Source organism: Herbiconiux sp. UC225_62, assembly GCF_042694625.1.
Lineage (GTDB): Bacteria > Actinomycetota > Actinomycetes > Actinomycetales > Microbacteriaceae > Herbiconiux.
This window is the reverse complement of sequence record NZ_CP170551.1, coordinates 1,769,406-1,784,386: the sequence shown is the minus strand read 5'-3', so window position 1 is coordinate 1,784,386 and position 14,981 is coordinate 1,769,406. Positions and strand designations below refer to the sequence as shown.

The window sequence follows — 14,981 nt, the reverse complement described above, 5'->3', positions numbered from 1 at the left end:
CAACCGGCTGATCATCGCGGCGGTGCGTTCTTCGACGTCGTCGATCACCGCTTCCATGCCGGAATCCGGGCGGCTGACTCCGCCACCGTCCTGATCCGCCTCCCCGTCCGCCGACTCGGACCGACCTCCGTGACGCCCGCTCATCGTCGAACCCCCTCCGCCTTCGGCCAGGATTGGCTGTTGCGGGCGACCCTACGCCTCCTGGTTCGGCAGCGTCAATGCGCTCAGGCCTCACGCGAACAGCGCGTGCACCCCCGTGGCGATCGCGTAGATCCCCACGCCCGCGATCGCCCCCACCACCGTGCCGTTGATGCGGATGAACTGCAGATCGCGGCCCACCTGAAGCTCGATCTTCTGCGTTGTCTCACGGGCATCCCAGCGTTGAACGGTGTCGCTGATCACCGATGCGAGATCGTGCCGATACTTCTGCACCGCATAGCCCGCGGCGTCGGCGATCCACGCGTCGATCTTGGCCGAGAGGGTCCGATCGTTCGACAGGCGCACCCCGACGTCGACCAGAGCGGATGTCGCCGACGCCCGCAGCCCGCTCGAAGGATCGGCCAGCGACTCGGCGAGCGTCGACTTCACGGCCTCCCACAGCCGGCCGGCGAAGGAGCGCAGCCGGGGGCTCGCGAGGAACTCGGCCTTGATCTCCTCGACCCGTTCGGCCATCGCTTCGTCATGCTGGAGCCGGTCGGTGAGATCGAACAGATAGCCGTCGATCGCCACGCGAAGAGGATGCTCCGGATCGTCACGCACCGAGTGCAGCAGTCCGATGACCTCGCGATGGGCGCGCTCGTCGGCGAGGTCGCGGGCGAAACCGGGAACCCAGCGCGGCAGACGGGTGGAGACGATCTCGCCGAGCGCATCCGGATGCTCGCTGAGCCAGCTTTCGGCCGCCTCGAGCAGCGCGTCGACGACCGCGCGCTGCTGGTCGGCGGCGACGAGTTCCGACCCCACCCGGCCGAGCGTGGGCGCCCACTCCCGATCGAACAGATACTCCCGGGCGAGCCGTTCGATGAGACTCTCGACATCGCCGTCGCTGAGGAACCGCAGCACCCCCTGCGCCATCACGGCACCCTCGGCGCTCGCCCGCTCCGCGTTCGCGGGATCGGAGAGCCACTCACCAAGCCGGTCGGCCACGCTGAAGGTGGCCAGCTTGCTGCGCACCACCTCGTCGGAGAGGAAGTTCTGCTCCACGAACTCGCCGAGGCTCACCCCGATCTCGTCCTTACGGTTCGGGATGATCGCCGTGTGCGGAATACGCAGACCGAGCGGATGCCGGAACAGCGCGGTCACCGCGAACCAATCCGCGAGCGCGCCCACCATCGCCCCCTCGGCCGCGGACCGCACGAAGCCCAGCCACGCATACCGGTCCTCCAGCGCGAAAGCGACCGAGAACACGATCGCCGAGAGCACGAGAAGCGCTGTCGCGAGCGTCTTCATCCGCCGGAGCGCCGTTCGCCGCTCGAGGTCGGACTCGGTGAGCAAGGTGTCGCGCGTGGTGGTGGTCATCGTGTTCCTCCCGGGACGCCGCTTCGACCAGTAGATCACGCGGTGACGACCGGCGGACGCCTACTCCGGATGGTCGACGAAGACGCGAAGTGCGCGGTCGACCACCCGCTGCAGATCGGCGCGCGTGGCGCCGCTGGCCGCCTGGACGGCGATACCGGTCGACACCGTGCTGATGTAACGCGCGAGGTCGGCCGGGTCTTCGGTCGCCGGGAGGTCACCGTCGGCGATCGCCTGCTCGAATCGGCGCGCGAACTGCTTCTCGCCATCGGCGCGACGCCCGGCCAGGTACTCCACGATCGGGTCATCCTGCGGGGCCGACGAGAGTCCGCCTTGGATCGAGAGACAGCCCGGCGGCTTACCCGGGGTGGTGACGGCGTCGACGTTGTCGCGCAGGTACTGCCGCGCCACCTCGTACGCCGTCGGAGCGGAGAGGGCTTTCGCCGCGTAGGCCATGTCGATCTGCGCGTAGCGGTCGACGGCGAGTTTGAACGTCTCTTCTTTGTTGCCGAATGCGGCGTAGAGGCTCGGGCGGTTGATGCCCATCGCGCTCGTGAGATCGCTGAGGCTGGTGCCCTCATAGCCCTGGCGCCAGAAGACGTCGATCGCCCGGTCGAGGGCCTCGTCGAGATCGAAGCCGCGCGGTCGCCCTCGTGTCACGCTCATGCCGGCCTCCTCTTCACAAGGATTTTAGTATCGAACGGAACAGAAATGGCGATCGCGCCGACTACGGGGTCACTCGACGGTGAGCACGATCTTGTCGTGGGTCTCGCCGGAGGCCAGTCTGCGGTGCGCTTCCGACGCATCCTGCACCGGCAGAGCCAGGTGCGCCTTGAGGCGCAGCGAGCCACTCGCCAGCAGGGGCATCGTCACGGCGAGAGCGTCGGGTGCCCGGTTCGGGCCCGGGTCGGACATGCGTGCGCCGGTGGCCACCGCCCCGGCATGATCGACGAGGGTGACCACGCGCGACGGATCGCCCGTGACTGCGACCGCCTCGGCCAGGCCGCCGTGGCCGGCGACATCCAGCACCGCGTCGATCCGATCGGTCAGCGCGGCCACCCGCTCGAACACGCCGTCGCCGTAGGGCACGAAGTCGGCGCCGAGGTCGCGGATGAGCTGCTCGTCGCGCTCGGAGGCAGCACCGATGACGCGAGCACCCCAGCTGCGCGCGAGTTGCAGCGCGATCACCCCGACCGACCCCGCGGCGCCGAGGATGACGACGGTCTCGCCGTCGGCGAGCCGCACCTCGCGCAGGATGCCGAGGGCGGCTTCCGCGGAGGCCGGGAGGGCCGCCGCGGACTCCCAGTCCACGTCGGCGGGCTTGGCGAACCAGACCGGGGCGGAGACGAGTTCGGCATAGCCGCCCTGGCGCGGCAGGTACACCGCGACCTCGTCACCGACGGCCACCCCGGTCGCTCCCTCACCCAGTTCTTCGACCACTCCGGCGGCCTCGAAACCCAGGATCGATCCGGGGCCCTGGGGGAAGACCTTCGACAGGTGACCTGCTCTGATGTTCAGATCGGTCGGACCGACGCCCGCCGCCCTCACGCGGACGAGGACCTCCCCAGCCTCCGCCCGGGGCTCCGGGACCTCCTGCCAGGCCAGAACGTCCGGGTCCCCGAACTCGGTGAGCACTACTGCGTACGCCATCTCTGTCTCCTCGCCTTCGTGTCTGTCTAGATCTGGCTCGCGCCGCCGTCGACGTACAGCTCGGAGCCGGTGACGTAAGAGCTCCGTGGACTCGCGAGGAAGAGCACGGCGTCGGCGATCTCCTCCGGCGTTCCCAGTCTGCGCATCGGCACCCCCGCGGCGAGGCCGCCGAGCAAAGCCTCCGCCTGCTCGGGTTCGGCGGCGAGTCCGCTGAGCCCCGGCGTGGCGATCGGACCGGGAGCGATGGAGTTCACCCGGATGCCGCGGTCGACCAACTCGGCGGCCCAGCTGCGCGCGAAGCTGCGGATCGCGGCCTTCGAGGCGGCATAGACGCTGAACGAGGGACTGCCTTTCACGTCGATGTTCGAGCTCGTCAGCACGATCGAGGCGCCCTTGTTGAGCAGCGGCAGCGCCTTCTGCACGGTGAAGACCGTGCCGCCGACGTTGGCTTCGAAGGTGTCGGTGAAGTGCTGCCAGGTGATCTCCTCGATCGCCGCGAACTCACCCCCACCGGCGTTCGCGAACACGACGTCGAGCCCCGCGCCGCGCTCGGCGATCGCGGCGAACACCGCGTCGAGCTCGGTGAGCGAGGCGACGTCCCCGCGAACCGTGGTCACGGCGTCGCCGAACTCATCCGCCACCGCGGCAAGCTTCTCGGGGTTGCGCCCGGTCACGACGACGTGCGCGCCTTCAGCCACGAAGCGGCGCACCACCGCCAGCCCGATCCCCGACGTGCCACCCGTGACCAGTGCCGTCTTGTCGGCGAGTTCGCTCATGTCTGTACCTTCGCTTTCTGTATCGATTGGTACAGAACCTAGAGCGATGACGGCCGCCTGTCAAATTTATGTACCTGTCGATACATAAATCAGAAGGCCGCATCGCCGTTGGAAGTTTCGACCAGCAGACCATCGTGTGCCCCGAGTCCGGGTAGAGCGTCATCACCCTTAGGGCTTTGAGGGCGCAGAAATCTGCGCGCCAGAACATGCCCAGATGAAGAGGCGAGGCGACGAGAGGAAGGGCCTCGATCAGGCATTTTGAGTGCGGAGACGGTGGGATTTGAACCCTATCTTTGCCCCTGACGTGGCGCCGAAATGAGCGACAATCCGCGCAAAATCAGGGATCTTTGTTCACATCGGTGGCCGTAAGATCAGTACGATCTGGCGCGAGTGTGGTCAAAATGTGGTCACGCCTCGGCACACCGCTAACCACACCCCCTGCCCCCCCACGGGCCGCCGAGAATGGACGTTATCTCAATGAGAGGCAGTAGAGGTAACCGAGTCGTTGGCGAACGAATCTCGCAAGGGTGTGGTCGGTGTCGCAGTCACACAAGCACGCCCCGCATCAAGTCCCGAATCAATCGAGCTCGAAACCTTTATAACCGTGGTAACCGCGCCCGCTGCCAAGATGTGAACGTGGCGGGGTTCGATGTGGCATTTCGATTCAAGACGTACGACCGGGAGCTGGTCACACTGTGCATCAGCGCCATGCGGCGGAGAGCCCGCAAGCTCACCATTCGCTTTGAATCAAAGCTCGTTGACGACGCCGCTTGGATAGCGCTCAACGGGAATACCTATCAGCTGGACATCTATATCGAGCGACTACGACGCGATTTACCCACGCTGGCCGAAGCTGCTCATTCGACCAGAACTCCTAGCAGCCGCCGGAACGCGGCCGCCGGACTCGTGGAGATAATCACCCGCTACCGGTTCGGGGCTTACGACTACTCCGGCGAGCCGTGGATTCCAACACTAAGAGCACTCACGAAGCCCCTCACTTCGTCGATTCACGAGATTTATCCGGGCGCCCAGACCGGTCTGGCGGAACGAATGTTCGTCACGATGGATCTTTTAGCGTCCTGGCACTTTGGTGAGGTACCTGCACCAGTTCTCATCGAAGAAGTACACACCGCTTCCGAGCTGCTGTTGAAAGCGGCACTCACCGGTGGCACTTCTCGAATGACCTATGCACAATTAGTTGGAACCGGTTTGGAACAAGGCGTCTTCGATTACTACAGCTTCCGCGTCACACAAGCACGGGCTTCTGTTGGCGCACACGAGGCGTTCAGAGCGCGGGAGAACGAGGACGCTCAGCTACTCCCGTCCCTGAAGGACGAACGCCGGCAAGCCAAACATGATGGGAGCGGCGACGCCGCCGGATGGCTTCACGCGAACTTCTGGGCGGTCGCACGAGTCCTCGAGGGGCTCGCACACAAGGCAAGACATCCGCCTGGAGGCGCGGATGCAGCGTGATCTTGTATCTCAGACGATCGGGTTCATGCCGCGGGTGAGGTAGCGGTGCGATCGGTTCACAGCTCGGAGCGGTGAGGGACGTCGGTTCCGTCGGCCCATCGCTACCGACACGGCCACGACTCTGCCTACGCGTAACGGTCCTCGATAGGCCCGTTGGCCACAGTAGATGTCGCGGTCGTGGAAACTTCGCTGACGATCAGTGCACGTCCGGTGTTGGGGCGGGTCACTGCCATCAGAGCTCCCCAATACGTGTGACCTTGAGCCTGTCGAGAACGTCTTCCGGCCGTAGTCGGTGCTGTTCGAGCAATTTCACGATTCCATCCATGCGTTCACTCGGCACCTTGATGTTGCGCAGTAGCTGCAGACCCTTCATGAGGACGCGATTGCCGTTGCCGCTGAAGACAGCTACCGCGTGACACACGATGTGGTCGAGTCTTCTTCCTCCTATTAGCTGCGCGCGTCGCGAGCCCGCGCATGCAATGATCGCTCGAAGCGTCAGCGCGTGATGGGTTCCTCTCAGCCGGCTCGGTCCTCTGCCAGTTTCTCGCGCGGGATCGACTCAAGGTCGCCATCGCCATTGGCGTTATGTGGGCCACCGTTCGCGACGGTCATTTGGCCGAGTTCAGGGCGGTGGTGACCGTGTCGAGGAGCTCGTTCCAGGAGACGATGAACTTCTCCACGCCCTCCTTCTCGAGGAGCTCCGTGACCTCGGCGTAGGAGATGCCGAGGGCGCCGATCGCGTCGAGCACCTTATTCGCCGCAGCGTACGAGCCGGCGATGGTGTTGCCCTCGATGACCCCGTGGTCGGAGACCGCGTCGAGCGTCTTCTCGGGCATCGTATTGACGACCTCGGGCGCGGCGAGCTCCACCACGTAGGTGGTGTCGGGAACCGACGGGTCCTTCACGCCGGTCGAGGCCCACAGCGGGCGCTGCTTGTTCGCACCGGCGTCGAGGAGGAACTTCGCGCGCTCGGTGGTGAAGGCCTGCTCGTACACCTCGTAGGCGAGCTGCGCGTTCGCGACGCCGGCCTTGCTCTTGAGAGCGAGGGCCTCGTCGGTGCCGATGGCCACGAGGCGCTTGTCGATCTCGGTGTCGACGCGCGACACGAAGAAGGAGGCGACGGAGTGGATCTTCGAGAGGTCGTGTCCGGCCTCCTTCGCCTTCTCGAGTCCCGCGAGGTAGGCGTTGATGACGTCGCGGTAGCGCTCGAGCGAGAAGATCAGGGTCACGTTGACCGAGATGCCGGCGGCGATGGTCTCGGTGATGGCCTCGAGGCCCTCGACCGTCGCGGGGATCTTGATCAGCACGTTCTCGCGGTTCACCTTGGTGTAGAGCGCCTTCGCCTGCTCGATGGTGGCAGCGGCGTCGTGGGCGAGGCCCGGCTCGACCTCGATCGAGACACGGCCGTCGAAGCCGTTCGTGGCGTCGTAGACCGGCTTGAAGATGTCGGAGGCGGCTGCCACGTCGTCGGTGGTGATCTCGAACACGGCGGTGGTGACATCCGTGCCGGCCTTGGCCAGCACCGCGACCTGCTCGTCGTACGCCTCGCCCTTGGCCAGGGCGCCCGCGAAGATCGTGGGGTTCGTGGTGACGCCGACGACGTTCTGCTCGTCGATCAGCTTCTGCAGGCCGCCGCTCGTGATGCGCGAGCGCGACAGGTCGTCGAGCCAGATCGACACGCCGACATCGGAAAGCTTCTGTGTTGCTTCAGTCATCGTGTTGCCTCTCGGTCTTTCTGTACCTGGATGGTGTTCTCCACCCGGACCCGGAGGTCGGCGCGGGCTCGGCTGACCGCTTCCACCCGCACCGCGTTGCGTTCGTCGACCGTCTCGACCCAGGTTCGGGCGCTCTGGGCGTCGTCGCCGAAACCGGTTCGTCGATCGATGAGACGCCGGCGCCGCTCGACCGGATCGATGTCGAGATACCAGCTCTCGTCGAGGAGGGGCCCGACCCGCTCCCATCCACCCGAGTCGAGCAGCAGGTAGTTCCCTTCGGTGATCACGAGTGGAACCCCGCGCGGCACGGCCAGGGCGCTGCCGATCGACTCCTCGAGCGCGCGATCGAATCGCGGCGCGTAGACGACCTCGTCGCTCTGGTGCCGCAGCCGGCGGAGCAGCGCGACGTACCCGTCGACGTCGAAGGTGTCGGGCGCACCCTTCCGGTCCCGCCGCCCGAGCTCGATGAGCCGGTCGTTCGCGAGATGGAATCCGTCCATCCCCACCACCACGGCGGCGGAGCCGAGCTCGCGCGCCAGGGTCTCGCAGAGGGTCGACTTCCCCGCGCCGGGCGTGCCGGCGATGCCGAGGATCGTCCGCTCACCCGTTTCCAGGAGCCTTTTCGCTCGGGCGACCAGTTGCGCCTCGGTCGCGCGGATCAGCAGATCGCTCACCCTACGACACGCCCGTCTTGGCCGGCGCCGCCGCCAGACTCCGCAGCGTCGCCCGGGCACCGGATTCGTCCAGCGCCCGGCGCGCCTCGCGGTACGCAACGGCGAAGGCGTCGGAGTCGCGGATGCCCGCGAAGACGTCCAGGTCGAGGAACGCGCCCGCTCGCAGAGCATCCGCCGCTGCCGCCGCCTGGATCTCGGCCGCCCGGGGATCGACCACCCGGATCGGATCGCCGTGCTCGTCGACGCCGGTCGCATACCGCGCCCAACTCGCCACGATCGCGGCACTCACCGTCACCGACCCTCCCGCGCGAATCCGGTCGACCACCACGGGCAGCAGGAAGGTCGGTATACGGTCGGAGGTCTCGGCGCTGATCCGCTCGATCGGATCGCGCAGCTGCGGATTGCCGAACCGCACCAGCACCTCCCTCCCCCAGGCGCCGAAGTCGACCCCGGGAATCGCGTCGAGTGAAGGCACCGCTTCTTCGTCGATGTAACGGAGCAGCAATGCGCGGATGTCGGGATCGGCGATCGCGTCGTGCACGTACTCGTGGTCGAGGAGCCGGCCGAAGAAGCACAGACCCTGGTGGATGCCGTTCGCGAGCCGCAGCTTCATCCGCTCATAGGGCGCAACGTCGGGCACGACATCCACTCCCACCTCTTCGAAGGCCGGCCGACCGTTGGCGAAGTGATCTTCGATGGTCCATTGGGCGAAGGGTTCGCTGGTCACCGCCCAGGCGTCGTCGAGATCGTAGGCGTCGCCCAGGAAGCGCCGGTCGGCGTCGGAGGTGCCGGGAACCACCCGGTCGACCATGGAGCTCGGGAAGGTGACGTTCGCGTCGATCCAGCCGAGGAGCTCCGGAGCCACCTGCGCGGCGAAGGAACGCACCGCCGTGGCGGTGGCGCGCCCGTTGTCTTGGATGTTGTCGCACGAGAGCACCGTGATCGGGCCGGCCTCCGTCGCGGCCCGCCGCGCGAAGCCCGCCAACAGCAGGCCGAGCCACGACTGCGCCGCTCCGGGGTCCGCGAGGTCGTGACTGACGGCGGTGCTGCGCGCGCCGTCGAAGGCTCCAGTCGCGGGGTCGACGCAGTAGCCACCCTCCGTGATGGTGAGTGTCACGATCCGCGTGCTCGGCGCCGCCAAACGGTCCAGCACCTCGGTGGAGCCGTCGGTGGCGCTGGCGAAGCCCACGATCGCGCCGATGACCGAGGTGACCTTCCGGCCGTCCGGATGCTTCTCCGTCAGCGTGTAGAGATGGTCCTGCTCCGCGAACGACGCGACGGGCGCATCCGGGCGCATGCTGACTCCGAAGACACCCCATTCCCGGCCGAGGCCCGCGCGGTGGAGGCGCTCAAGGAACATGGCCTGGTGGGCGCGGTGGAAATGGCCCACGCCGATGTGGAGGATGCCCGGCACGACGGCCCCGCGGTCGTACTCCGGGATCGACACCTCCGAGGCGATCGAGCTCAGTGTCGATGTGGACAGTCGTGTCATCGGTGATTCCTTCTCAGGCGACGCATCGCCTCTCGGGGGCCTTCGGAGAGCAGGCGCCGGCGCGCGCGGCGATACGCGTCGACGAGGATCGGGGATCGTCCCAGCGCGCCGAACACCGGAAGAGTGAGGAGCTCGGCCCCGTCTGCGCTCTCGGAGGCGGCGAGTGCCGCGAGTTCCTCGGCACGCACGTCGTTCAGGGCGGAGACTCCGTCGCGATCGGAGATCACGCGGATGTACTCCCCCCAGGCCGCCAGGATCAACGCGATGTGGTCGACCGACTGGTCCAGCTCGACCCGCTCACGGGCGACCGGCAACAGGAATTTCGCGATCCGTTCCGATCCGTCGACCACCTGGCGGGCGAGCGTGTCGGCGATCGCGGGGTTGCTGAAGCGGGCGAGCAGTTCGAGCCGATACGCCTCGAGGTCGATGCCCGGCACCGGTGCGAGGGTGGGAGTCGCCTCCTCGGTCATGTAGCCGAGCAGGAAGCCGGCGTAATCGTCGTCGGTGACGACATCGTGCACGAACTCGTGGCCGGCGAGGATGCCGAGATAGCTCATCGCCTGGTGCGACGCGTTGAGCAGGCGCAGCTTCATCATCTCGTAGGGCCGCACGTCGTCGACGAGCTGCACGCCGGCGAGCTCGAACGGCGGGCGGCCGGCGGTGAAGTCGTCTTCGAGCACCCACTGCACGAACGACTCGGAGATCACGGGCCACCGGTCGTCGATCCCGAAGCGATCGGCCACCCAGGCACGCCCCTCGGGTGTCGTCGCGGGGGTGATCCTGTCGACCATCGAGTTGGGGAAGGCGCAGTTCTGTTCGATCCACGCCGCCAGGCCGGCATCCTCCAGCCCGGCATAGGCGACGAGCGCCTGGCGTGCCACGTCGCCGTTGCCCTCGATGTTGTCGCACGACATCACGGTGAACGGCGGGATGCCGCTGCTGCGGCGGCCTCTCAGCGCTTCGGTCAGCAAGCCGAACACGGTGCGCGGCGGCTCGTCTCCGCGTTCGAGATCGGCCACGACTCCGGGGTCGCGCGCGTCGAACCGGCCCGTCGCCGGATCGAGGAGATATCCCCCTTCGGTGATGGTGAGCGACACGATCTTCGTCGCCCGATCGGTCAGCGCCTCGAGGGCGCGCGCTGCGTCGTCGGGAGCGAAGACGTAGTCGGCCAGCGATCCGATCACCCGGGCCTCGGACTCGCCGTCGGGAGCACGGGTGACGAGCGTGTAGAGCCCGTCCTGCGCGCCGAGGGCGTCGCGCATCGCCGCGTCCGAGGCGAGCAGCCCGATGCCGACGATGCCCCACGAGCGCTGGGCGGGGTCGTCCAGGAGCCGGTCGACGAACGCCGCCTCGTGGGCGCGGTGGAACCCGCCCACCCCGATGTGCACGATGCCGTGGCCCAGCTGGGTGCGGTCGTAGCGCGGCCGCGCGACAGCCGGAGGAAGGGAGTCGACCGTGCTCGCGTCGAGCTCGACGGCAGTCATGCGTCTTCCGATCGGAGGAGCCCGGTGATCGTGCCGAGCAGGCTCTCGGCATCGAATTCCGACGTGGGGGCGTTGCGCACCACTTTTCCGAGGCGCAGCACCACCACGCGGTCGGTGACCTCGAGTACGTGCGGGAGGGTGTGCGAGATGAAGACCACACCCAGGCCACGGACCTTCGCCTCCCGGATGACGTCGAGCACCTCTTTCGACTGCCGCGCGCCGAGGTGGTTGGTGGGCTCGTCGAGGATGATCACCTTGCGCGCCCAGGTCACGGCCCGGCCGATGGCCACCGCCTGGCGCTGACCGCCCGAGAGCTCCGTCACCGTGCGGTCGGACTTCGGCACGCCGATGCCCACCCGGTCGAGCTCTTCGTGCGCCACCGTGTTCATGCGCTTCGAGGCGAGGAAGCCGAGCTTTCCCAGGATGCCCTTCTTCATGATCTCGCGGCCGAGGAACATGTTCGCGCTGATGCTGAGGTTCGGTGCGAGCCCGGAATCCTGGTAGAGCGTCTCGATGCCGGCTTCGAGCGCGTCGTGCGGCGACCTCCATCGCCGCTCTTCGCCGTCGAGCAGCAGCTCGCCGGCATCCGGTTGATGTGCGCCGGACAGGGCCTTCACGAGCGTCGACTTGCCGGCGCCGTTGTCTCCGACGAGTCCGATCACCTCGCCAGCGCGCACCGTCAGGCTCACGTCGTCCAGAGCGACCACGTTTCCGTAGTTCTTCGAGATGTGCCGTGCCTCGTAGAGCACGGGGGATGACGACGCGCTCATGCGGTCCTCCGATTGGATTTGCGAAGCATCTGGAGGGCGACCGCGATCGCGATGATGATCGCGACGACGACCTGGTTCCAGTTGGGGTCGATGTTGATGACGATGAGTCCGCTCGTGACGGTCACCAGGATGAGCGAACCGAGCACGGTGCCCGACATCCGCCCGGTGCCACCGCTCAGGCTGGCGCCGCCGATGACCACCGCGGCGATCGCGAGCAGTTCGCGGCCGGCTCCGGCGCTCGGCGATCCGGCACCCAGGGTGATGTAGACCACCATGCCGGCTGCTCCGGCGAGCAGCCCCGAGAGCCCGTAGACCATGGTGAGCTGCTTGCGCACGCTGACACCTACCGCGGTCGCGGCGAAGGCGTTGCCACCGATCGCGAAGACGTAACGGCCGAACTTCGCCTTGTGCAGGTAGAGGCCGGCGATCGTGATGATCACGATCGTGACGATGCCCGGCCACGAGAGCGGGCCGAGCCACGGCACGCTCAGTTGGATCGCGCTCGGCGGTCCGCCACCGATGGGGCCGCCGCGGGTCAGCACCAGCGCCAGGCCGGCGCCGGCGCCGAGGGTCACCAGCGTGGCGATGAACGGTACGAGACCGGCGACATTGATGAGGAAGGCGTTCACAAGGCCCACCGCCAGCCCCACGGCGCAGGCGACCACGATGCCGATGACGATGCCGAGGCCATCGGGCACGCCTCCGGTCGTGGCCGCCTGCATCGCGAAGGCGGCGACCACGCCGGAGATCGTGAGGGTGGAACCGACCGAGAGGTCGATGCCTCCACTCACGATCACGAACGTCTGACCGACCGCGATCAAGGCGATCGGCGCCCAGTCGACGAGGATGTTGCCGAACACCCCCAGCGACAGGAAGCGGGGGTTGATCGCCGCGAACAGCGCGATCATCGCGACGAGCACGACGAAGAGGATGAACGTCTGACTCGTGAAGAACGTCTTCACGCCCGTTCCCCCGGTCGGTGGCCCGGAGGCTTTACCGCCCGTGCTCTGAATGGTTGCTTGAGTCATGATCTCTCCCTCGTGGTCGTGCCGTCGCGCCTGATCAGCTCGCGGACTCGACGTAGGTGTACTTCTCCAGGTCGGCCGGCGAGGTGGTCGCGTCGAGGATGATGTTCGGAAGCGTCTGCTCGTGTTCGATGCCGTCGGAGCTGCTGCCGTTCTTCAAGTAGTCGACGATGGCTTCAACGGCCAAGCGGCCCTCCTGAGCCGGATCCTGCGCGATCAGCGCGGTGAAAACGCCCTGCGACAGCAGGTCGACGTTGGTCTTGTAGGCGTCGTAGCCGACGAGCGCGATGGAGCCGACGAGGCCTTTCGACTGCAGGGCGGCAGCGGCTCCGGTGGCGTTGGTGCCATCGATCGCGAAGATGCCGTCGAGGTCGGGGTAGGCGGTGATCCAGTTGTTGATGTTGGTGTTCGCCTTCGTGGGGTTGGACTCCGAATACCCGGTGGCCACGATCTCGATGCCGGGGTACTTCTGCTCGAGCTGCTGCGTGAATCCGTCGAGGCGGGCGACGTTCGTGGTGGACGTCGCAGAGCTCAGCCCGACGGCGACCTGGTAGCTCTTGCCGTCTTCGTAGCCGATGCCCTCGGCGATCGCGTCAGCGGCCTTCCGGCCCCCGTCGGTGTTGTCGCCGGTGATGAACGACACAACGTCGTCGAGTTTCTCGACGCTCGTGTCGACGTTGACGACGGGGATGGTCGCCGCCGCGCGATCCACGACCGCCTGGAGGGCCGTCGGGTCGGTCGGGCCGATGATGAGGCCGTCGGGCGAGGTGGCCAGCGCCTGGTTCACGACCGGGATCTGGGTCGCCGACGAGTACGTCGTGGCGTCACCTTGGAACAGCACCGTCGCGCCGAGCTCGGCGGCGGCTTCGTCGGCGCCGACCTTCATCGCCTGGAAGAACGGGTCGGAGGATGCGCCGACCACGAAGGCGATCTGGTAATCGGTGGAGCCGGCGGCATCCGTCTCTCCGGCGCTGCCGGTCGAGCACGCACTGAGCAGCACGGCAGTGAGTCCGGCGAGGGCCGCGGCGGCGACGTGGGTCTTCTTCATGTTTGGTCTCTCCTTTGAGTGACATGGCTTTTCGAGGGATCGGGCTTGCGCCGAGGTGGACGGGGATTCGTCGAAACCTAGAATGCAACCGATTTCAAAAAAATGCAACCGGTCTCATTGAGGGATAGTGTGGACGCATTGCCTCATGGTGAGGGCGGGAAGGGAGACAGCGGTGTCTTCAGATTCGACGGCGAGAAACGCGAGACCGGCACGTCTCGAAGAGGTCGCGGAGCTGGCGAAGGTCTCGAAGGCGACGGCGGCCAGAGCGCTGAGCGACTCGGATCTCGTCACCCCGGCGACGAAGCAGAGGGTTCGTGAAGCGGCCGAGGCGCTGAACTATCGGGTGAATGCGCTCGCCAGGGCGATGTCGGCGGGACAGACGAAGACCATCGGCCTGGTCATTGCGGACATCAGCAATTCGTTCTTCGACCTGGCGACGAGAGCCATCGTCGACACGGCTGCGCGAGACGGATATCAAGTGCTCGTCGTCAACACGAACGAGAGCCTGCACGCCGAACGAGAGGCGATCCGCATCCTCTCGGAGAAGAGGGTCGACGGCCTGATCCTGGTGCCGTGTTCGCCCGACGACTACGCCCACCTCGAACCGCACAGGGCCCCTGTTCCTCCGCTCGTTCTCGTCGACCGCCGCATCGTCGATCTCGATGTTCCCTCTGTTTCGACCGACGACTTCTCCGGGGCACGGGATGCCGTCGATCTCTTCGCCTCACGCGGCCACCGGCGCATCGCCCTCGTCGTCAACACCTCCGACGACCGGGTCTACCGCGAGGGCGATCCCCGATCGACGCTCTCCACGATCTACGACCGTGTGCGCGGCTATCACGAGGGGCTCCGGGCTCACGGCATCGAGCCCGACCCGTCATTGGTCAGGTACGTGCGCCCGGAGCACAGTTCGGCGACGTCCGCCATCACTCAGCTGCTCACCATGCCCGATGCCCCGTCTGCGGTTCTCACCACGAATTCGGACGCCGCACTGGCCGTCCTCGACGCATCGAACCTGAACTCCCTCGAGATCGGCAAGGATCTCTCCGTCATCACCTTCGACGACGCACCCTGGGCGCGGGTGTTCCGTCCGCCCCTGTCGGTCGTGCAGCGGCCCGTCTACAAGCTCGGCTCCTCTGCGGTCCGGCTTCTGATGGAGCAGTTGGGGCCCGAGCACACCCTTCCGTCGTCGGTGGAGCTTCGCAACACGCTGGTGGATCGCGGCTCTGTGCAGGTGGTCGGGCCGCCCGTCACCGCGCAGCGAGCCTGAGCGACCGGATCCATTCTCAAAACGGAGGATCAGGCAAGGATCGCGCAGCATTCGTCTACGGGGTGAGCGGTGCGGGATGGCTGGATGGATGC

13 protein-coding genes are annotated in these 14,981 nt (G+C 66.8%); 2 read left to right on the top strand and 11 right to left on the bottom strand.

Translation table 11 applies throughout. The features are described from left to right. Nucleotides 1-231: 231 nt before the first annotated feature. From ACFJGU_RS08505 to ACFJGU_RS08490, 4 genes are all read right to left on the bottom strand, one after another. Entirely contained in the window at nt 232-1,515 is a 1,284-nt protein-coding gene (locus tag ACFJGU_RS08505) for a DUF445 domain-containing protein (RefSeq protein ID WP_382309424.1), read from the bottom strand. 60 nt (nt 1,516-1,575) lie between these two features. Continuing rightward, nucleotides 1,576-2,178, bottom strand: a complete 603-nt coding sequence (locus tag ACFJGU_RS08500; RefSeq protein WP_382309422.1) for a TetR/AcrR family transcriptional regulator — start codon at nt 2,176-2,178, stop codon at nt 1,576-1,578. Nucleotides 2,179-2,247: 69 nt separating this feature from the next. Continuing rightward, nucleotides 2,248-3,162 (bottom strand): NADP-dependent oxidoreductase, encoded by a 915-nt coding sequence (locus tag ACFJGU_RS08495; protein WP_382309420.1) that lies wholly within the window; start codon nt 3,160-3,162, stop codon nt 2,248-2,250. A gap of 26 nt (nt 3,163-3,188) precedes the next feature. After that, nucleotides 3,189-3,938: an SDR family NAD(P)-dependent oxidoreductase gene (locus tag ACFJGU_RS08490; protein WP_382309418.1), complete on the bottom strand. Its 750-nt coding sequence runs from the start codon at nt 3,936-3,938 to the stop codon at nt 3,189-3,191. 636 nt (nt 3,939-4,574) lie between these two features. Between ACFJGU_RS08490 and ACFJGU_RS08485 the strand changes: the two genes are divergently transcribed. Further along, nucleotides 4,575-5,411 carry a hypothetical protein gene (locus ACFJGU_RS08485; protein WP_382309416.1) on the top strand — a complete coding sequence of 279 codons (837 nt, stop codon included), beginning with the start codon at nt 4,575-4,577 and terminating at the stop codon, nt 5,409-5,411. Between the two features lie 608 nt (nt 5,412-6,019). Here the strand turns inward: ACFJGU_RS08485 and tal are convergent. From tal to ACFJGU_RS08450, 7 genes are read right to left on the bottom strand one after another with little or no spacing between them, the layout of a single operon-like run. Beyond that, a complete protein-coding gene (tal, locus tag ACFJGU_RS08480) occupies nt 6,020-7,126 on the bottom strand; it encodes a transaldolase (RefSeq protein ID WP_382309414.1) in 1,107 nt (368 codons plus the stop codon). Then, complete coding sequence (locus ACFJGU_RS08475; RefSeq protein ID WP_382309412.1) at nt 7,123-7,800, bottom strand: nucleoside/nucleotide kinase family protein; 678 nt, start codon at nt 7,798-7,800, stop codon at nt 7,123-7,125. Before ACFJGU_RS08475 ends, tal begins: the two co-directional genes overlap by 4 nt. 1 nt (nt 7,801) lies before the next feature. After that, a complete protein-coding gene (locus tag ACFJGU_RS08470) occupies nt 7,802-9,292 on the bottom strand; it encodes a mannitol dehydrogenase family protein (RefSeq protein ID WP_382309410.1) in 1,491 nt (496 codons plus the stop codon). Continuing rightward, the gene (locus tag ACFJGU_RS08465; RefSeq protein WP_382309408.1) at nt 9,289-10,776 is read right to left on the bottom strand and encodes a mannitol dehydrogenase family protein; all 1,488 of its coding nucleotides are present in this window, start codon (nt 10,774-10,776) and stop codon (nt 9,289-9,291) included. The genes ACFJGU_RS08470 and ACFJGU_RS08465 overlap by 4 nt, the downstream gene beginning before the upstream one ends. Next, the gene (locus ACFJGU_RS08460; protein WP_382309406.1) at nt 10,773-11,546 is read right to left on the bottom strand and encodes an ATP-binding cassette domain-containing protein; all 774 of its coding nucleotides are present in this window, start codon (nt 11,544-11,546) and stop codon (nt 10,773-10,775) included. Before ACFJGU_RS08460 ends, ACFJGU_RS08465 begins: the two co-directional genes overlap by 4 nt. Next, nucleotides 11,543-12,574 carry an ABC transporter permease gene (locus tag ACFJGU_RS08455; RefSeq protein ID WP_382309404.1) on the bottom strand — a complete coding sequence of 344 codons (1,032 nt, stop codon included), beginning with the start codon at nt 12,572-12,574 and terminating at the stop codon, nt 11,543-11,545. Before ACFJGU_RS08455 ends, ACFJGU_RS08460 begins: the two co-directional genes overlap by 4 nt. A gap of 34 nt (nt 12,575-12,608) precedes the next feature. After that, nucleotides 12,609-13,619, bottom strand: a complete 1,011-nt coding sequence (locus tag ACFJGU_RS08450; protein WP_382309402.1) for a substrate-binding domain-containing protein — start codon at nt 13,617-13,619, stop codon at nt 12,609-12,611. 172 nt (nt 13,620-13,791) lie between these two features. Between ACFJGU_RS08450 and ACFJGU_RS08445 the strand changes: the two genes are divergently transcribed. After that, a complete protein-coding gene (locus ACFJGU_RS08445; protein ID WP_382309400.1) occupies nt 13,792-14,889 on the top strand; it encodes a LacI family DNA-binding transcriptional regulator in 1,098 nt (365 codons plus the stop codon). Nucleotides 14,890-14,981: the final 92 nt, after the last annotated feature.